The following is an 18,046-nucleotide window of genomic DNA, read 5'->3' on the forward strand; positions in this document are numbered from 1 at the left end:
TTAACTCATTAAAAATCAGTAAAATAATTTTCAGATAAATATTTAAATTTTTTAAAATTTCTTCTTTTCTGCCTTTTGCCGGCCTGATTTACGGAGTAAAAGTACTTTTTTATAAAACCCTTAATTCAATCCGACGGTTTAGCTGCCGGTTTTCTTCGGAAGTATTGGGTTGCAAGGGCTTGGTTTCGCCGTAACCTTTAGATATAATCCTTTCTTTTTTTACGCCCTGCGCCAGCAGATAATCGTACACCGACCGGGCCCGTTTATCCGATAATTCCTGGTTAGCGGCATCGTTGCCTATATCATCGGTATGGCCGGAGATTTCAATTTTCACCTGGGTATTATCCGCTAAAAAGCCCACAATTTTATCTAACTCGGTTTTTGACTTTTTCTCTAATTGGTACTTACCGGTAGCAAAAAACAAATTGTTGAGTACGATCGAAGCGCCTTTGGCTACCGGCTCTAAGTAAATATCCAGGGTAAGCGGGTTAAAATCTTTTTTGGAGCTATAATCAAAACTAATGCTTTTGAGTAGATAATGGTCGGCACTGGCGTACATGCCGTATTGCTTGCCTTCGTTTAACACAATGGTGTAAGTACCATTCTCCTGATCCGATAAAACCTGCTGCACGCGTTCGTTGGTATTTAAATCGTATAGTTGCACGTAGGCTCCGAGCGGCTTTTTAGTTTGCGCATCAAACACCCGGCCTTGGGTATAGGTACTGGTTTCTTTACTTTTCCAGGCAGCAGGTACGTCAAACTCAAATAAACTGGCCGTTTTTTTACTTTGATCCAATTCTAAGCGCGAGTAATAACCTTTGCTATTATCCGGGGTAATAAAGAAAGACGCTTCGTTGGAAGCCGTGTTTAACGGATAACCTAGATTTTCGGGATCTGACCAGGCCGCATTCGTTAAAGTAGTTTTAAAAATATCGGCCCCACCCAAACCGGTGTGTCCGTTACTCGAAAAATACAGGGTGCTGCCGCTGGCGTGTAAGAAAGGCGCGGTTTCGGAACCGGCAGTATTTACGGGCTCTCCCAGGTTTTCGGGCACCGACCAGGTACCATCTTCTTGAAGTTTCGTCACCCAAATATCTTCGCGGCCTTTACTTCCTTGTCCGCGGTCCGATGAAAAGTATAAAGTGCGGCCATCGGCGGATAAGCAAGGCTGCGAATCCCAGGCGGCCGAATTTACCTGCCGGCCTAAGTTTACGGGTTTGCTCCAGGTATTGCCATTGCGGGTGGATATGTATAAATCACAATCGCCTAAAGAATTAGGCCGGTTACACGACGAAAAAACCAAAGTTTTGCCATCGCCCGAAATACTGGCGGTTCCTTCGTTAAACTCCGAATTAATGCTGCTGGCAATAGAAACCGGCTCCGACCAGGCATTATTTTGAAAAACAGAAACGTACAGGTTTTCGTCGGCTTGGGGAGCATCGCTGGTGCGGGCCGTAAATACCAGGTGCGTTTTGGTGGCGGTTAAAGCCGGAAAGTATTGCAACTGAAATTTATTTAACGGCGCCTGCATGCGTACGGGTTTAAAATTTACCGGACGTTTTATGGCTTCCTGGGCAAAATCAATGTTTTTTAATTGTTGCTGCGCGTACTTTAAAGCTTTGGTATTTTTAGGATTAGATTGAACAAACAGTTCGTAATATTTTTTACCTAAAGCGTAATCGCCCCTACTTAGGGCCATATCGGCAAAATTGTAATATTCGTTGGCTAAGCCGGGCTGCACCGGTAATAACGCCAAGCCTTTTTTATACGCCTCGAAAGTAGCCGGTATGTTCCCCGACATTTTATGTAAACCAGCCGCTTTAATATACGCTTCGCCAAAACCCGGATCTTTTTTAACAGCTTCGTTTAAAGCTGTTAAAGCTTTATCAAAATCGCGGGCGGTCATGTATTTCTGCGCTTTGTAGTACAAATCGGCGGCCTTACTGGACTTAGTACTGAGCGGACTTTGCTGCGCCCAGGCAGAAGTTATCGTTGAGAAAAAACAAAAAATTAAAAAACATAAATTCTTAACCATAGCTAAGTATTACGGAATATTCAGGTACTTGTGCGTCTGCAACGACACCTGCCATTTCGGATTGTTTTTAACGTAATCTACAATAGAAGGCATCATTTCCGGCGCTTTGCTCCACTCGGGCTGCAAATACAATCTGGTTTGAGGACCTACTTGCGCGGCATGTTCTTCGGCCCATTCAAAATCGCTTTTGTTAAAAATAATAACCTTCAGCTCCCCGGCTTTTTCTAAAACCTGGGGCAGCGGTTTTTTAAATTTTTTGGGCGATACGCAAATCCAATCCCAGGAACCCGAAAGCGGGTAAGCCCCGGAAGTTTCCAGAAACGTTAAAATGCCCGCATTTTGTAAGGTTTGCGTTAGCAGGTCTAGATTGTAAATTAAGGGTTCGCCCCCGGTTATTACTACGGCCTGGCCCGGATGTTTCAAGGCCTGAGCCACAATAGTATCTACCGGAGTAAGCGGGTGAGCGGCTGCATCCCAGGATTCTTTTACATCGCACCAATGGCAACCAACGTCGCAACCACCTAAGCGGATAAAATAGGCGGCCCGGCCGGTATTATATCCTTCGCCTTGAATGGTGTAAAAAGCTTCCATTAAGGGCAACTCACGGCCATCGCGGGGTACCGTAAAAACAGATGGTTGCTTATTTTCTTTTGTAATATTCAACGGATAATTTTTTAAATTCAATATATGGTAACAACAATTGTAAATATAGCCTATCTACAATTTAATCAAACTGTTTTAACAACCAAGTAACAGCCCCAAGCGTTTTTTGATTCCGTGAATTTATTTGGCAATTACCAGAACCCACGTGCAGCCGGGATTATAAAAAAAGAGCGTAGAGTAAACCCCTACGCTTTAAATTTTTTAAAAATTTAAAATTTCAATTAATTATAAACTTCTTTCTTAGCCGCTTTTAATGTATTTAACAGTAACGAGGCAATGGTCATGGGCCCTACGCCACCGGGTACGGGAGTAATGTAGCTGCATTTGGGCGCTACTTCGTCAAACTTAACGTCTCCTTTTAGTTCAAAACCCGATTTTTTGGTGAGGCTTACTACCCGGGTGGTACCCACATCAATTACTACGGCGCCGGACTTTACCATATCGGCGGTGACAAACTCCGGAATACCAATGGCCGCAATTATAATATCAGCGGTGCGAGTAATTTCGGGTAAATTAACCGTACGGCTGTGGCATAAAGTAACGGTACAGTTACCTGGCTTCGCATTTTTCGCCATCATAATACTCATAGGCGAACCTACAATATTGCTCCGGCCAATAACCACGCAATGTTTGCCGCTGGTTTCAATGTCGTAGCGTTTTAGTAATTCTAAAATTCCGTTGGGGGTAGCCGGTAAATAAGCTGGTAAATTCAATACCATCCGACCCACGTTTACCGGATGAAAGCCATCCACATCTTTTTCCGGCAACAAAATTTCGTTTACTTTTTCCGCTGAAATATGCTTGGGCAAGGGCAACTGTACTATAAAACCATCTACGTCGGCATCGTTGTTTAACTCAGTAACTTTAGCCAGAAGTTCTTCTTCGGTAACCGAGTCTTCCAGGTGAATGAGCGTAGATTTAAAACCTACTTTTTCGCAGGCCAGCACTTTGTTGTTTACATAAGTTAAACTGCCGCCGTCGTTACCTACCAATATCGCCGCCAAATGCGGAATTTTGCCACCTTGTTCTTTGATCCGGCTTACTTCTTCGGCAATTTCTTGTTTTATCGTTTCCGACGTTTTTTTACCGTCTATTAATGTTACTTCCAAGTAGATTTAGTTTTAAAGTTTAAAGGTTGAAAAGTTGAGTATGTAAAGACTAATCCAGCTTTAATACGGCCAGGAACGCTTCCTGCGGAATTTCTACGTTACCTACCTGGCGCATGCGTTTTTTACCTTTTTTCTGTTTTTCCAAAAGTTTACGTTTCCGGGAAATATCACCGCCGTAGCATTTGGCCAATACGTTTTTGCGTAAGGCTTTTACCGTTTCGCGGGAAATAATTTTCTGACCAATAGCCGCTTGAATGGCAATTTCAAACATTTGGCGTGGCAGCAACTCGCGAAGTTTTTCGCAGAGGCGTTTGCCCCATTCATAGGCTTTGTCGCGGTGTACAATAGCACTTAGCGCATCTACTTTCTCGCCGTTCAGCATAATATCCAACTTCACCATGTTCGATTCCCGGTAGCCAATTAACTCGTAATCCAGGGAAGCGTAACCGCGTGAAATGGTTTTAAGTTTATCAAAAAAGTCGAATACAATTTCGGCCAAGGGCATTTCAAAATTCATTTCTACCCGGTCGCTGGTCAGGTAAGTCTGGCTTTTTAAAATTCCCCGCTTATCCATGCACAACGATATGATTGGACCGATGTACTCGGATTTGGAAATGATTTGCGCTTTAATAAACGGTTCCTCAATATGGTCGATGTAGTTGGGTTCCGGCATTTCGGAAGGCGCATTTACGGTAATCTCCCCATCTTTGGTTGTAAACGCTTTAAATTGCACACTAGGCACGGTGGTAATTACCGTCATGTCGAACTCCCGCTCCAGGCGTTCCTGCACAATTTCCATATGCAACATACCTAAAAAGCCGCACCGGAAACCAAAACCTAAGGCCGCCGAAGTTTCGGGCTCCCAAACCAGAGAAGCATCATTTAACTGCAATTTTTCCATAGAAGAGCGTAACTCTTCAAACTCGCTGGTTTCTACGGGGTAAATACCGGCAAAAACCATGGGTTTTACTTCTTCAAAACCTTGAATAGCTTCGGTAGTCGGGTTTTCGACGGTAGTAATGGTATCGCCTACTTTTACTTCTTTGGCATTTTTAATCCCCGAAATTAAATAACCCACGTTACCGGCGCTCATTACATCGCGCGATTCCTGGTTTAGTTTTAATACGCCAATTTCGTCGGCATTATAAGTTTTACCGGTGTTAATAAATTTTACCCGCTCGCCTTTGCGCAAGGTACCGTTCATAATCCGGAAATAAACTTCGATACCCCGGTACGAATTAAATACCGAGTCGAAGATAAGCGCTTGCAACGGAGCTTGCGGGTTGCCTTTAGGAGCCGGAATCCGGTCGCAGATGGCATTTAAAATATCCTCCACGCCAATGCCTTCTTTCCCAGAGGCATGAATAATATCTTCGCGGTCGCAGCCAATCAGATCAATAATTTGATCCGACACTTCTTCGGGCATGGCATGTGGCAAATCTATTTTATTTAAAACCGGAATAATTTCCAGGTCGTTGCCAATGGCCAGGTACAGGTTCGAAATGGTTTGCGCTTCAATCCCCTGCGACGCATCCACGATAAGCAAGGCGCCTTCACATGCCGCAATGGAACGGGAAACTTCGTAAGAAAAATCCACGTGGCCCGGCGTATCAATCAGGTTTAAAATATATTCTTCGCCTTTATATTGGTACACCATCTGGATGGCGTGACTTTTAATGGTAATGCCCCGCTCCCGCTCTAAATCCATGTTATCGAGCAGTTGGTCCTGCATTTCGCGCTCCGCTACGGTAGAGGTAAACTCCAATAAGCGGTCGGCGAGGGTACTTTTCCCGTGGTCGATGTGGGCTATAATACAAAAATTCCGGATGTTCTTCATAAATCAATTACACGAAAAGCAAAGGTAATCATTTTTTAAAATTTAATCTGTTCTACGAATAGTAAAAGTGCTTTATACCCGGCAATAATTACACAAACCTTTATTCATCTAATAATGCAATTCTAGGCACCAAAATTATGGTTTAAATAAATAAGCTTTATTTAGTACGGCTACAATCCGAAATAAAGCCAAACCTCATTCTTTAAAAATTTAAATTTTCTAAAACCATCCGTTAAGTTTATAGTATTACATGTATTAACTTATTTTATTCTTTATGTCATTGCCCGTAGATCCTACATTTATTTATTCACAGTTCATAAACCAGGTTAAAGAATACGCCATATTTGCTACGGATAATAATGGCATTATTACATTCTGGAACGAAGGAGCCGAACGGATTAAGGGTTACAAAGACGAAGAAATTATCGGTAAGTATTACGGTATTCTTTTTCCGGATGAATACCAAAAAGAAGGTAAACCCGAAAGAGAAGTAAAACTGTCCCGCGAAAATGGTTTATACGAAGCCGAAGATTGGCGAAAACACAAAGACGGCACTTTGTTCTGGGCAAAAGTTGCACTAACCCCTATTTATGGTCCTGATGGCAATCAGATTGGCTTTACCAAAGTTACCCAGGACTTAACTGAGCAAAAAAAATTAAAAGACGAATTAAACCGGCAGCACGAAGAAATTATTCAAAAAAATAATGAGCTTAAAGTAATAAACGTAGATCTGGATAATTTTATTTACACGGCTTCGCATGATTTAAAATCCCCGATTGCCAATATTGAAGGTTTAATAGATTTATTAACCCAGGAGCTCAGCGAATGTAATTGTTTAGATACCGCTACCAGTACTATTTTAGAGCATGTTACTTCGTCTATTAAACGGTTTAAAGGTACGGTAAAAGATTTAACCGAAATCTCTAAACTGCACAAAAACCTAACTCAAGGATTAGCGGAAGAAGAAATTAATATCCGGCAGATTTACGAAGAAATTATGGAGGTAAATGGCTTATCTTTTTCCAATGCAAAGTGCGAAATCGAAACAGATTTTCAAGTTGAGCACATCCGGTACTCCCGCAAAAACTTCCGGAGTATCTTGTATAACTTATTAAGTAATGCCTATCGCTATCATTCCCCGGACCGGAACTGTATAATTCAAATTAAAACGTTTGAAGATGAGTCGCATGTGGTGCTGAGTGTAAAAGATAATGGTTTGGGAATAAAAGAAACTAACCAGAAAAAATTGTTTACGATGTTTAAACGGTTTCATAACCACGTAGAAGGCACTGGCATTGGTTTGTACATGATTAAGCGAATTATTGAAAATGTAGGCGGCAAAATTGAGGTAGAAAGCGAAGAAAACAAAGGCACTGAATTTAAGGTTTTTTTTAAAAAATTGAACCCCGAAGTACTCGCAAAAAAAATTGATTATGCAGTGCATGGCACCTCAAATTAGGCCGAAACTACTAAACGTTAAATTTCTTTTACTATTCTACTAAATACCCCATCTTATTCTTTTAAGAGTAATTCCAATAAAACGCCATTAGTCCAGCCGAAACCATCTTAGTAAAGAGTATTCGCCGCCCCCGGCTTCCAGGTGAGCTATCCTGTATTAGTTGCCTTGCGTTATAAATAAGAGCGTAGGATTTTTCGCTATCTTCGTAACTCGAACTAATTCTTACGCCTATGCCGGTTGCTTCTGTAGAAATTTATAAACCCGTTAACCACCTCCGGATTGTAACTGCTGCTTCGCTTTTCGACGGGCACGATGCGGCCATTAATATCATGCGGCGGATTTTGCAGGCTTCCGGAGCCGAAGTAATTCACCTGGGGCATAACCGGTCGGTGCAGGAAATTGTGGATTGTGCCATTCAGGAAGATGCTCAGGCCATTGCTATTACTTCGTACCAGGGAGGTCACCTGGAGTACTTTAAGTACATGTATGACTTATTGCAGGAGCGCGGCTGCGGGCACATTAAAATTTTTGGCGGCGGCGGCGGCGTTATTTTGCCCCAGGAAATAGCCGAACTGCACCAATACGGCATTACCCGCATCTACTCCCCCGACGATGGCCGGGCCATGGGTTTACAAGGCATGATCAACGATTTACTGCAACGCTGCGATTTCCCGACGGGGAAAAACATAAATGGCGAAGTAAATTATGTAAAAAAGAAAGATGCCAAATCCATTGCCCGCTTAATTTCGGCCGCCGAAAATTACCCCACTGAATTCGAGAAATTCAGAGCTGATTTATCTAACTATTCTGAGAATCGAACAACGAGTAACGAACAACGAGTAACTCCCATCCTGGGAATAACCGGTACTGGCGGAGCGGGCAAATCCAGCTTGGTAGATGAATTAGTCCGGCGGTTTTTACATGATTTTCCGGAAGCGAGCGTGGCTATTATCTCAGTAGACCCCAGTAAACGCAAAACCGGGGGAGCTTTGCTTGGTGATCGCATCCGGATGAATGCCATTAACAACGACCGGGTATACATGCGTTCCCTGGCTACGCGCCAGAGTAACCTGGCTTTAAGCAAACACGTGCAGGATGCACTGGATGTAGTAAAGGCCGCCCAATTTAATCTAATTATTCTGGAAACCTCGGGCATTGGCCAGTCCGATACCGAAATTGTGGAACACTCGGATGTGAGTTTGTACGTAATGACGCCCGAATACGGCGCCGCTACCCAACTCGAAAAAATCGACATGCTGGATTTTGCCGACATAATTGCCCTGAACAAGTTTGATAAACGAGGAGCTCAGGATGCTTTGCGTGATGTAAAAAAACAATATAAACGTAACCATCAACTTTGGGATAGTAGTGACGAGGCCTTACCGGTTTTTGGCACTATTGCCTCGCAATTCAACGATCCGGGCATGAACCAACTGTACCGGGCCGTGATGCAGAAAATTTCAGAAAAAACCGGTCAACCATTCGCAACCAAAGGTGCTAGTACCCAAGAACAATCCGAGAAAATCTACATCATTCCGCCGAGCCGCACGCGCTACTTAGCCGAAATCTCCGATACCAATCGGCAATACGATAAATGGGTAAATACCCAAGCCAAAATCGCCCAAAAGTTATTTGGTTTAAGAAAATCCATCGAGGCCATCCAGGATTTACCTGTAGAAAATAAAGAAAATTTAAAAAATCAGTTAAATCAAGCTTATACCGAACTGCAAAACCAACTAGACGGCCAGAACCGCAAAGTGCTCGAAAACTGGGCAACCCGTCAGCAAGCTTACCAACAGGAATATTTTACTTTTAAGGTTCGGGACAAAGAAATTAAAATTAAAACCCATACCACCAGTTTATCGCAGTTAGAAATTCCGAAAATAGCACTGCCCCGCTACCAAGCTTGGGGCGATTTATTACGCTGGAATTTACAGGAAAATGTACCGGGTGAGTTCCCCTACACGGCTGGCGTGTTTCCGTTTAAACGCGAAGGCGAAGACCCCACCCGCATGTTTGCCGGCGAAGGCGGCCCCGAGCGGACGAACCGGCGCTTCCACTACGTAAGTCTGGATTTGCCGGCCAAACGCTTATCAACGGCTTTCGATTCCGTTACTCTTTACGGCGAAGACCCGGCGTTACGGCCCGACATTTACGGTAAAATTGGCAATTCCGGGGTAAGTATTTGCTGCCTCGACGATGCTAAAAAGCTGTATTCCGGCTTTAACCTCGCCGACCCAAAAACTTCGGTTTCCATGACCATTAACGGACCGGCTGCTATTTTAACCGCTTTTTTCCTGAATGCCGCCATCGATCAGCAATGTGAGTTGTACATTAAACAAAATGGTTTAGAAGATGAAGTAAACCTGAAGATTGAAGAAATTTTTAAAAATAAAGGTCAATCCCAGCCGCAATACCAAGGTGCACTACCTACCGGCAACGATGGTTTAGGCTTAATGCTATTGGGCGTAACCGGCGACCAGGTTTTACCGACCGAAGTCTACAAGAAAATAAAAATTCAAACCTTAGCCGCCGTGCGGGGCACCGTACAAGCTGATATTTTAAAAGAAGACCAGGCGCAGAATACCTGTATTTTCAGCACCGAGTTTTCGCTGCGGCTCATGGGCGATGTGCAGGAATATTTTATTCAAAACAACGTCCGGAATTTTTACTCGGTATCCATCTCGGGTTACCACATTGCCGAAGCCGGCGCTAACCCGATTTCGCAATTAGCTTTTACTTTGGCCAACGGCTTTACTTACGTAGAATATTACGTGAGCCGCGGCATGGATATTAACGCGTTTGCTCCCAATCTGAGCTTTTTCTTCTCCAATGGCATTGATCCGGAATACGCCGTCATTGGCCGGGTAGCCCGTCGGATTTGGGCCAAAGCCATGAAATTAAAGTACGGCGCCAATGCCCGTTCGCAAATGCTCAAGTACCACATTCAAACCTCGGGCCGGTCGCTGCACGCCCAGGAAATTGATTTTAATGATATCCGCACTACCTTACAGGCTTTGTACGCCATTTACGATAACTGCAATTCGCTGCACACCAATGCCTACGACGAAGCCATAACCACGCCCACTGAAGAAAGTGTACGCCGGGCCATGGCCATTCAGTTGATCATTAACCGCGAATTAGGTTTAGCTAAAAACGAAAACCCCTTGCAAGGTTCCTTTATCATAGAAGAATTAACGGATTTGGTGGAAGAAGCCGTACTCCTGGAATTTGACCGGATAACCGAACGGGGCGGCGTATTGGGTGCCATGGAAACCATGTACCAACGCGGAAAAATTCAGGAAGAAAGTTTGTACTACGAAACCCTGAAACACACCGGCGAATACCCGATTGTGGGGGTAAATACATTTTTAAGCAGCAAAGGTTCTCCTACTATTATTCCTTCGGAAGTTATCCGGGCCACCGAAGAAGAAAAGCAATACCAGATTAAAATGCTGGAGCTATTGCACCAACGAAACCAAGGTATGGCCGAAGAAAAATTAAAAAAAGTGCAGCAAATCGTGGTGCAACAACAAAATATTTTTGCGGAGTTGATGGAAACGGTTAAGTTTTGCTCGCTAGGCCAGATTACTAATGCACTGTTCCAGGTAGGAGGGCAATACCGACGAAACATGTAATATCATCCTATTTTAATATTTTAAAAAATTTATAAAATTAGTTTATAAAACCGGGTATTAATTATTAATAATTTAATAACCTCCCGGATAAACTAAATATACAACTATTACGTTATTAAATTAAGAAAATGTAATGTAGTAGTTCCATGAAAAAATTCGCCTTTTCCTCTTTGTTGATTATTGGTACTTTAAGTTTATTTTTAAAATCCTGGATGGATACAGAAGAAATCCAGATTAACCTCAACGAAGAGGATAGTCACCTGTATTTGTAATTATACCGGGCTTTAAGAATTTACCTTTTTACGAAGGAGGACTCTCCTATCCCAAAAGTTTACTTAGCATCTAATATTTTTAGCTGTAACAAAACTTTTGGCAAAATGGCTGTACTTCAGAGTATCGGTAATTTGCTTTAAATTATTAAATCGCTAAATCAATAGAATGGAGGTACTTGTAGGGCGTACCTCGTTTTTAATATGCTGATTTTTTCAATTTTATAGAAATAAAAAAACCTCCTTAACAGAGGTTTTTAGTTTAATAATACATTTAATTTAACTTTCTTTCTGTTCGCCGCGATTGTTTTTCAGCTTTTTTGCGGGCTTTCTCGGCTTTCTTTTCGGCTCGCTCCGATTTTTTAGCGGCGCGGGCTTCTCGTTTAATCGCTTTCTCCCGCTGTTTTGCTAGCTTTTCTTCTTTACGGGCGGCTTTTTCCCGCTGGCGGGCAGCCTTCGCATCTTTCTTAGCTTGCTTAGATATAGCTGAGGCATCGTTGGAGTAACGTTTCGCATCTTTGGCTTGGGCCTTGGTCGCGTTGCTGTAATCCCGGCTATCGCGTAACCGATCCGAATTTTGCTGGGATACAGTACGTAAAGAATCCTGACTATTTAATACGCGCCGCAGCGAATCTTCCCGCGAAAGGGTTTGACCTATAGCGGCTGAATTTACCCCCAAACAGGCGGCCACAAATAAAACTATTATTATTCTGAATTTCATATTCTACATTTAATTACATTCCCTCTAACGAATTATAAAAATTTTTGGCTGTAGAATGAGGTAGTATTTTCTATTTTGTTTGCGGTAGCATCTGCCAAATAGTAAATATTTAAAAACAGATAATTTATAATGCACATTTAACCAATGTATTATATTTTCAATCAAAATTTAAAAGTAAGACCTCCGGAACTCAGCCTGTTTATCGCTTTAGCCAAGAAGTAAATTGATAATCTAAGCAAAGGACAAAAAAAACGGCGGTAACCCGTTAATCTGATTACCGCCGCTTTTTTAATTTTTTAAAAATTTTATCCCTGAGCTTGCCAGGCTAACATGCCGCCCAGTAAGTTTCTTACTTTAGGAAAACCTTGTTGTAATAAGTAAGCTTTGGCATTTCCCGAGCGGGCGCCGGATCGGCAATGCAAAATAATTTCTTCGTCTTTGTGGCTTTCCAGTTCATCTAGGCGCTGGGGCAAGCTGCCCAACGGAATATTTAAAGCGCCAATGTTAAATTCTTCGTATTCGTGTGGCTCCCGCACATCCACAATAAAAGGTTTTTCGCCGTTAGCTAACCTTTCTTTTAATTCGTTGGTGGTTATATCTTCCATAGTGTTAATGATTTATGCTGATTTTTTTTATAATAATTCCTTTTTTGGTATAGCAATGTATAAAATATAAGCCATTGCTTACAAACGATAAATTTACTTCGTTGCGGTTGGTACGGTTGCCGGCACCTTTCAGATAAACTTTGCCTGTTACATCCGTCACTACCCAGTTCAATACATCGCCTACCAGGTTTACTTTACCCGTGCTGGGGTTCGGAAAAGCATTTACCGCCGATTGATCCGCTATAATGTTTTTATTGCCGGTAACTCGGGCCATGAGCGGCCGCATTAATAAAGCGCCGCGTTGCCCCGTGAAAGTAGTCCAGCCGCCGGTGCCGTTGTTGTATTTAATTTTGCCGGGTGCATCTTCGTTCAGGTCAAAGCCGATATTCACAAAATCTGGTATGGTATTACTTAAACTCCAGCCAATAAAAAAAGTCCCCTGCACCGGCACTGGCGTCGGAAACAGAATATCATAAAACCGGTTTAGCGTATCTACCTTGGGAATTACAAAACCTTGCTGGGCTTTTGCCGTGCTGGCCGGATTGCCTTGCTCCCCGGCATCCCACACCCGGAAAGTAATTAAGTGGCTGGGCACGTTGGTTTTGGTTAAGTACACCCGAATGCCTTTTACAAAATCCGGCACGTTTAAATCAAAGCTGTAGGCTCCCTGGCGTTGTCCGGTTTTATCTAAGCTAAAGTTGGTTTCGGCGGTACCATCGTCGTAGGCAAAATAATCTTTAAATTCGGTTAACCTACTAATGGTATCGTTTTGACGGGTAGGGGCAAAAGTTTCGCGGGAATTTAAAAAAATGCTGCTTTTCACCGAAAAGTCGTTGCCCAAGGCGGTAGAACTGCTTAGCTCCGGTTTACCTAAGACTTGATATTGGGCGGCCAGCGGTTCAATGGCAGCGTTGCCCCGCAGGAAAGTATCAATCGGCTGCGCCACGTTTAAAATTTGATTATAGCCGCGCCAGGTAATCGGGGCAAACCGGTTGTTCTGGTTGTTAATAGTAGTAAAAAGAGAATCGTTTAACTCGGCGTCGGCATTCGCCAGAAATTGCCAGGCCGGCATGGCCGTATACCGGTTTAAAAGTGAGTTTAAGCTGGTACTTATGGCTACATCTTCCAGTAAAGTTTTGGCCGGATTAATCTTTTTATTCAGGTAAATGTAATCCAGGTTCCAGGCGTCGCCGGTGCCTTTTTGCTCGCCCGAGTTACGGAAACGGAATTGAAAACCTTTGTACAAAAACAGCGGATCGGTAATGGGTACATCCACCCTGGCAAAAGCAGTAAATTTGTTTTCGCCAACTTGTCGCCACACTTCCCGCCAGGTGCCACTTGGTTCTTTAAATTCCAGAGCCAGAAATACGGGCCGCGCCGGGGTGTCCGTATCCGGCGAACCCGCCAAACCTCCGGCTTGCCAAAAAAAGCTTAAATAAAGCGAATCTCTAACCGGATTGTAATTTTTTAGATTTAATGGCTTGGAGGTAAGCGTATCGGAGTAGCCGTAGGCGGTAAAGTTATTGTATGCCAAACCATTGGCCCGGATTCCTTCTAAAGTAGCCACGCCAAACGAGGGTGGATTTACCCCAAATTGATTGTTAACATAGGCCCCCCCCCCGGCTGCCAATGCAACGTGTTGGGCGCTCCGTTAAATTGCCCTGAGAAATCGTCGAAAAAAGGCAAGTCCAGCGTGTCGCCGACGGTGCTAATGCGGGCAAGCTGGTTGCGGCCGGAAGTAACTGGTTTGGGATAGGATTCGAGCGGCGTGATAAACTGGGCATAACCGGAAATAAAGCTAAAACAGAAAAACAACGCGGCCAATAAATGTTTCATCATGCTGAATTTAAAGCTGTTCCGGTTAATGTTAAAATCAGAAAGTGCCGGTATACCGCTATTCCAGCAGCATTATTTTGCTTGCCGCCATAACCCTACCAGCACCGTTTTTTTAAATTTTTCTATTCTACGGGTTGCACCGGCTCCGGACCAGCTACCCATAAATCTACCAGCTCGCCTACCCGGATGCGGGCGCCCGAGCCAGCATTTGGCCGTTGCCGGAGCACCGTACCATCGGCTTCGCCGTTGGGGGCAGTCTGGTAGGTAATGCTACCAACCTGTAAATTTTGCCCAACTAGTAACACAGTAGCTTCATCCACGGGCATACCCACTACGCGCGGCACGTCGAACTCATCGTTGCCTAAACCATTGCCTACCACTAAATCAATTACGGAACTTTTGGTAATTGGTGCACCGGGAGCAATTTCTTTACCTTGGTGCAACTGCTTTAACACCGCATTTTCCTGTAAATCCGGCACAAAACGTACTTCGCCCACCTGTAAATCGTAACTTTTTAAAATCATCTGGGCATTTTTCACCGATCCATCTACCAGCTTGGGCATTTTTATCTGGGGCGGCGTTTTCATGTTGTACGAAATGTAAATTTTGCGGTCTTCTTTTACTTTTGAGCCAGGCACCGGATCCTGGGTTAGCACCTCAAAAGGCTTCTTGCTGGTGCTGTAGCTAGAGTCGCTTACGAAATACCGTAAATTATTGTCTTCCAAAAAGCTTTCTACCTCGTCCAAGCGCATACCCGTAATTTTAGGTACCGTTATGGTTTGCCCATGGTTGGTAGTAGACGGTAAGTACACGAAAAAGAAAACAAAAAGAATTAACGCCACAATCAGGACGATAATGATCAAATGTTTTAATACCCCCCAGGGTGAATTCACTCGAAATAGATTGCTCATGCAAAATTTATTTTTTCAATTTTCCAGAAATAACCGGTTTTGTTTTCTGGTAAGTTAAGTTACGCCTAAACGTTTCTAATTTTTCCGCCTTTAACTTTAACTCATTCCAATTTATTTGGATGAATTAATTTTTACTGTTCTACTTTATTTAGAGAGCTAGCCCCCCTATTCCTTACAAATGAGAAATCCCCATTCGTTTTAGATATGCCCAATCAAATCTGATTCAACAACGAGTAACAAAACATTAAAGCGAAGCTTCCTGCTTTTGGGTACGTTCCATGCCGTAAGTTAAAATGCGATCGATAAAGTCGTAGGGTTTGTACCCGTTTAAAGCGGTTTGATGGAAAATACAAGTAGCCGGAGTCATACCGGGTAACGAGTTTACCTCAATTACAATTGTTTCTACCTCGGCATTTTCTTTCACGCGCACAAAAGCATCAATGCGGGCATAACCTTCAATATTTAAAATTTCGGCTACTTTCTTTAAGTCGGCTTTAACCTTATCTGAAATTAACTGGCGTTGCTGCGGGTTAGCCGCGTAGCGGGCGGGCGTAATATTCTGCCCTTCGCCAGCCAAAAACTTTTCTTCCAACGACAAAACTTCGCCAACGGCCAAAGCTTCTGATGCTTCAAATACTTCGTATTCTACCTGGCCGTTGGGTAAATACCGGGTTAGCAAACCGCCTGTTACTTCCAGAAAGTGAGTGCCATCTTCTTTCGAGATTAAAGTTTCTACTAAGAACGCATCTTTCTGCGGAAATTCTTCTTTAAACCCTAAAGCCAATACCGTTGCTGGTTCCGGCGCAAGATCTTCGGTTTCCCGGAAAATGAGTTCCGAAAAAGCTTCCAGTTCTTGCCGATTTTTGATTTTTTTCACCGCCGAAGAACAACCATCATCCGCCGGTTTGGCAATGATCGGATAGCTAAAAGCGTTTTCGATGTGGCGGAAGAAAGTTTCTTTATCCAAGAGCCAATCTTTTTTATAGGCCATTAAATGGTCGGCTACTTTAATGCCGTGTTGCCGCAGAATTTCGTTAGTGTTGTATTTATTAATGGTAATCCGGGACGATTGAATGCCGGAGCCATTGTACGGAATATGATACTTTTCCAGTTCAGTTTGCAAAGCACCATCTTCGCCGGGCCGGCCATGCAGCGCTATAAACACCGCATCTACTAAATTTTTTAAATTTTCATAAGAAATCAGTTGCGGTTCGCGCACCATTTTACCGGCGTACTTTTCGGTAATAAGACTGGCCTCTTCCCGGATTTGCTCCAGCACCGGGTGCAGTAAATGCCCGGCTTCGGCCTGCGCAATTTTTTCTTTAATATCGTCGGCGTTATCTTTTAACATGATATTTACCGGCATCACGTATAATCGGTGCGCATCAGCCGAACCCGTCAGGAAAATCGGAACGGGTTGGTATTTTACTGAGGAAGCTAGCTTTTCGTAAATATTCCGGCCGCTCTCCACGGAGATATGCCGCTCCGAGGAATAACCACCCATGATTACGCCCACTCTTATTTTATCTTGTTTAGCCGATTTCTCGTTCTGAATTGCGGCATCCAGTTGGTGCAATTGCTTTAATAAATGCGCGGTGTCTTTCCCCGACTTTAATCTTTCAACTAATGAAGTGCGGATAATATACGTTAAAAACTGCGAAGGATTTAAGCCAATTTCGGCCGCCTGATGGAAGAAAAACGAGGAAGGCAACATGCCCGAAGTGGTATTGGGATCGTTCAGAAAAACCTGACCATCATCGGTTATAAACCCATCTAAACGGGCGTACACGTTAAAGCCACAAGCCTGGAACAAACGGCTGCACTCCTGCCGGATGTGCTGAATTTGCTCATGAGGTAAATCAATCGGCGTTATTTTACGGCTTAAGCCCGGCAAATATTTGCTGCGGTAATCAAACACTTCGCCGCCTTTAATAATTTCGGTGGGCGGTAAGGCCAGAGGTTTGCCATTCGGGTCCTGGATAACAATGCACGAAAACTCTTTACCCTGAATAAATGATTCTAGCAAAACGTAAGGTTCGCTCTCGATATTGGTTAAGGTAATTGCTTCGCGCGGATCATCTTTAAAAACTCCATTTAGCACTTCCAACAATTGCTCCGGATGGTGAATGATCACGCCGTTTTCGCTGCGTACCGGTAAACCAATGCCTTCCCGGATATCGGTGAGTTGTTTAATTAAGCTTAGTTTTTCTTCCGGCGTGTAGTTCTCCCAGGTGCTGCGGTAAATGGTCTTGGCAAAGAAGCTGCGCGCCATAGCTTCTTCAAAAGCTTTAAAATCAGCTTTTTTAATAATGGAAACCCCAATAGAAGAACCCTGGTGGGGCGCTTTTAACACGAGCGGCAAGCCTAAATCGCGGGTAAGTTGCTCAAATATAATTGGGCGCTGGCTAATATCGGCCCATTCTTCGGCGGGTACAATGCGGTAACGCGGCACGGCAAAACCATGACTGTGCATGTAATCTTTCTGCAAGATTTTATCAATGCCAATGGCCGAAGGTAAAATACCCGAACCAGAATACGGAATACGGTACCACTCCAGCAAACCTTGCACACTGCCATCTTCGCCGTAAGGGCCGTGTAAAGCCAAAAATGCAAAATCAAAATATTCTTTAAACTGGTGGGGCAAAATGCGTTTACCTACCCGGTTAATAATGCTGTCTTGCTCTTCGGTGCTCAGTTCGCCCAACGATTCAATGTAAATCTGCAATTGGTGGATGGATGGCGGCAAAGCTTCTACGGGTGGGTAGAAATCGCGAATAGTGCCTTTATAAATATAATGCCAGTCGAGTAAAATAAAATTGCCCAGGCTATCCACAAAAACCGGGATGGCCTCGAACAATGACTTATCTAAATTATCGTAAACCGTACGACCACCAGCAAACGAAATCTCCCGTTCGCGCGATGGTCCGCCAAATATGATTCCTACTTTCATCTCTGCAAAGATA

Annotated in this window: 13 protein-coding genes; 3 read left to right on the forward strand and 10 right to left on the reverse strand. The window is 43.5% G+C overall.

Annotation, left to right across the window (positions count from 1 at the left end):
- Window positions 1-109: 109 nt before the first annotated feature.
- The 4 genes from HUW51_RS23235 to lepA form a co-directional block, all read right to left on the reverse strand.
- A complete protein-coding gene (locus HUW51_RS23235; protein ID WP_185271972.1) occupies window positions 110-2,035 on the reverse strand; it encodes an OmpA family protein in 1,926 nt (641 codons plus the stop codon).
- 9 nt (window positions 2,036-2,044) lie between these two features.
- Window positions 2,045-2,698 (reverse strand): 7-carboxy-7-deazaguanine synthase QueE, encoded by a 654-nt coding sequence (locus HUW51_RS23240; RefSeq protein WP_394353943.1) that lies wholly within the window; start codon window positions 2,696-2,698, stop codon window positions 2,045-2,047.
- Between the two features lie 221 nt (window positions 2,699-2,919).
- Window positions 2,920-3,807, reverse strand: a complete 888-nt coding sequence (locus tag HUW51_RS23245) for a bifunctional 5,10-methylenetetrahydrofolate dehydrogenase/5,10-methenyltetrahydrofolate cyclohydrolase (protein WP_228466867.1) — start codon at window positions 3,805-3,807, stop codon at window positions 2,920-2,922.
- Between the two features lie 49 nt (window positions 3,808-3,856).
- Window positions 3,857-5,644 (reverse strand): translation elongation factor 4, encoded by a 1,788-nt coding sequence (gene lepA, locus HUW51_RS23250; RefSeq protein WP_185271973.1) that lies wholly within the window; start codon window positions 5,642-5,644, stop codon window positions 3,857-3,859.
- A 274-nt stretch (window positions 5,645-5,918) separates the two neighbouring features.
- On the opposite strand from lepA, the gene HUW51_RS23255 reads away from it, so the two are divergent.
- From HUW51_RS23255 to HUW51_RS24810, 3 genes are all read left to right on the forward strand, one after another.
- Window positions 5,919-7,103, forward strand: coding sequence for a sensor histidine kinase (locus tag HUW51_RS23255; RefSeq protein ID WP_185271974.1), 1,185 nt, complete (start codon window positions 5,919-5,921; stop codon window positions 7,101-7,103).
- Between the two features lie 230 nt (window positions 7,104-7,333).
- Window positions 7,334-10,741: a methylmalonyl-CoA mutase family protein gene (locus HUW51_RS23260; protein ID WP_185271975.1), complete on the forward strand. Its 3,408-nt coding sequence runs from the start codon at window positions 7,334-7,336 to the stop codon at window positions 10,739-10,741.
- A 146-nt stretch (window positions 10,742-10,887) separates the two neighbouring features.
- Window positions 10,888-11,013: a hypothetical protein gene (locus tag HUW51_RS24810; protein ID WP_262891304.1), complete on the forward strand. Its 126-nt coding sequence runs from the start codon at window positions 10,888-10,890 to the stop codon at window positions 11,011-11,013.
- A 271-nt stretch (window positions 11,014-11,284) separates the two neighbouring features.
- Here the strand turns inward: HUW51_RS24810 and HUW51_RS23265 are convergent, their stop codons facing one another.
- The 6 genes from HUW51_RS23265 to HUW51_RS23290 all read right to left on the reverse strand — a co-directional run bounded on the left by HUW51_RS23265 (window position 11,285) and on the right by HUW51_RS23290 (window position 18,033).
- On the reverse strand, window positions 11,285-11,731 hold the full coding sequence (locus HUW51_RS23265; RefSeq protein ID WP_185271976.1) for a hypothetical protein: 447 nt from the start codon (window positions 11,729-11,731) through the stop codon (window positions 11,285-11,287).
- Window positions 11,732-12,036: 305 nt separating this feature from the next.
- Window positions 12,037-12,336: a rhodanese-like domain-containing protein gene (locus tag HUW51_RS23270; protein WP_185271977.1), complete on the reverse strand. Its 300-nt coding sequence runs from the start codon at window positions 12,334-12,336 to the stop codon at window positions 12,037-12,039.
- Window positions 12,337-12,340: 4 nt separating this feature from the next.
- Window positions 12,341-13,966, reverse strand: a complete 1,626-nt coding sequence (locus tag HUW51_RS23275; protein ID WP_185271978.1) for a T9SS type A sorting domain-containing protein — start codon at window positions 13,964-13,966, stop codon at window positions 12,341-12,343.
- Window positions 13,921-14,175 (reverse strand): hypothetical protein, encoded by a 255-nt coding sequence (locus HUW51_RS23280; RefSeq protein ID WP_185271979.1) that lies wholly within the window; start codon window positions 14,173-14,175, stop codon window positions 13,921-13,923. The genes HUW51_RS23275 and HUW51_RS23280 overlap by 46 nt, the downstream gene beginning before the upstream one ends.
- A gap of 119 nt (window positions 14,176-14,294) precedes the next feature.
- The gene (locus HUW51_RS23285; protein ID WP_317175612.1) at window positions 14,295-15,065 is read right to left on the reverse strand and encodes a PASTA domain-containing protein; all 771 of its coding nucleotides are present in this window, start codon (window positions 15,063-15,065) and stop codon (window positions 14,295-14,297) included.
- Window positions 15,066-15,327: 262 nt separating this feature from the next.
- Entirely contained in the window at window positions 15,328-18,033 is a 2,706-nt protein-coding gene (locus tag HUW51_RS23290; RefSeq protein ID WP_185271981.1) for a D-alanine--D-alanine ligase family protein, read from the reverse strand.
- Between the last annotated feature and the right edge of the window lie 13 nt (window positions 18,034-18,046).

Source organism: Adhaeribacter swui (assembly GCF_014217805.1).
Lineage (GTDB): Bacteria > Bacteroidota > Bacteroidia > Cytophagales > Hymenobacteraceae > Adhaeribacter > Adhaeribacter swui.

Excerpts from the sequence above, each read along its gene's own strand:
- HUW51_RS23235 (WP_185271972.1), bottom strand. The coding sequence starts at position 2,035 with ATGGTTAAGAATTTATGTTTTTTAATTTTTTGTTTTTTCTCAACGATA.
- lepA (WP_185271973.1), bottom strand. The coding sequence starts at position 5,644 with ATGAAGAACATCCGGAATTTTTGTATTATAGCCCACATCGACCACGGG.
- HUW51_RS23255 (WP_185271974.1), top strand. The coding sequence starts at position 5,919 with ATGTCATTGCCCGTAGATCCTACATTTATTTATTCACAGTTCATAAAC.
- HUW51_RS23260 (WP_185271975.1), top strand. The coding sequence starts at position 7,334 with ATGCCGGTTGCTTCTGTAGAAATTTATAAACCCGTTAACCACCTCCGG.
- HUW51_RS24810 (WP_262891304.1), top strand. The coding sequence starts at position 10,888 with ATGAAAAAATTCGCCTTTTCCTCTTTGTTGATTATTGGTACTTTAAGT.
- HUW51_RS23265 (WP_185271976.1), bottom strand. The coding sequence starts at position 11,731 with ATGAAATTCAGAATAATAATAGTTTTATTTGTGGCCGCCTGTTTGGGG.
- HUW51_RS23270 (WP_185271977.1), bottom strand. The coding sequence starts at position 12,336 with ATGGAAGATATAACCACCAACGAATTAAAAGAAAGGTTAGCTAACGGC.
- HUW51_RS23280 (WP_185271979.1), bottom strand. The coding sequence starts at position 14,175 with ATGATGAAACATTTATTGGCCGCGTTGTTTTTCTGTTTTAGCTTTATT.
- HUW51_RS23290 (WP_185271981.1), bottom strand. The coding sequence starts at position 18,033 with ATGAAAGTAGGAATCATATTTGGCGGACCATCGCGCGAACGGGAGATT.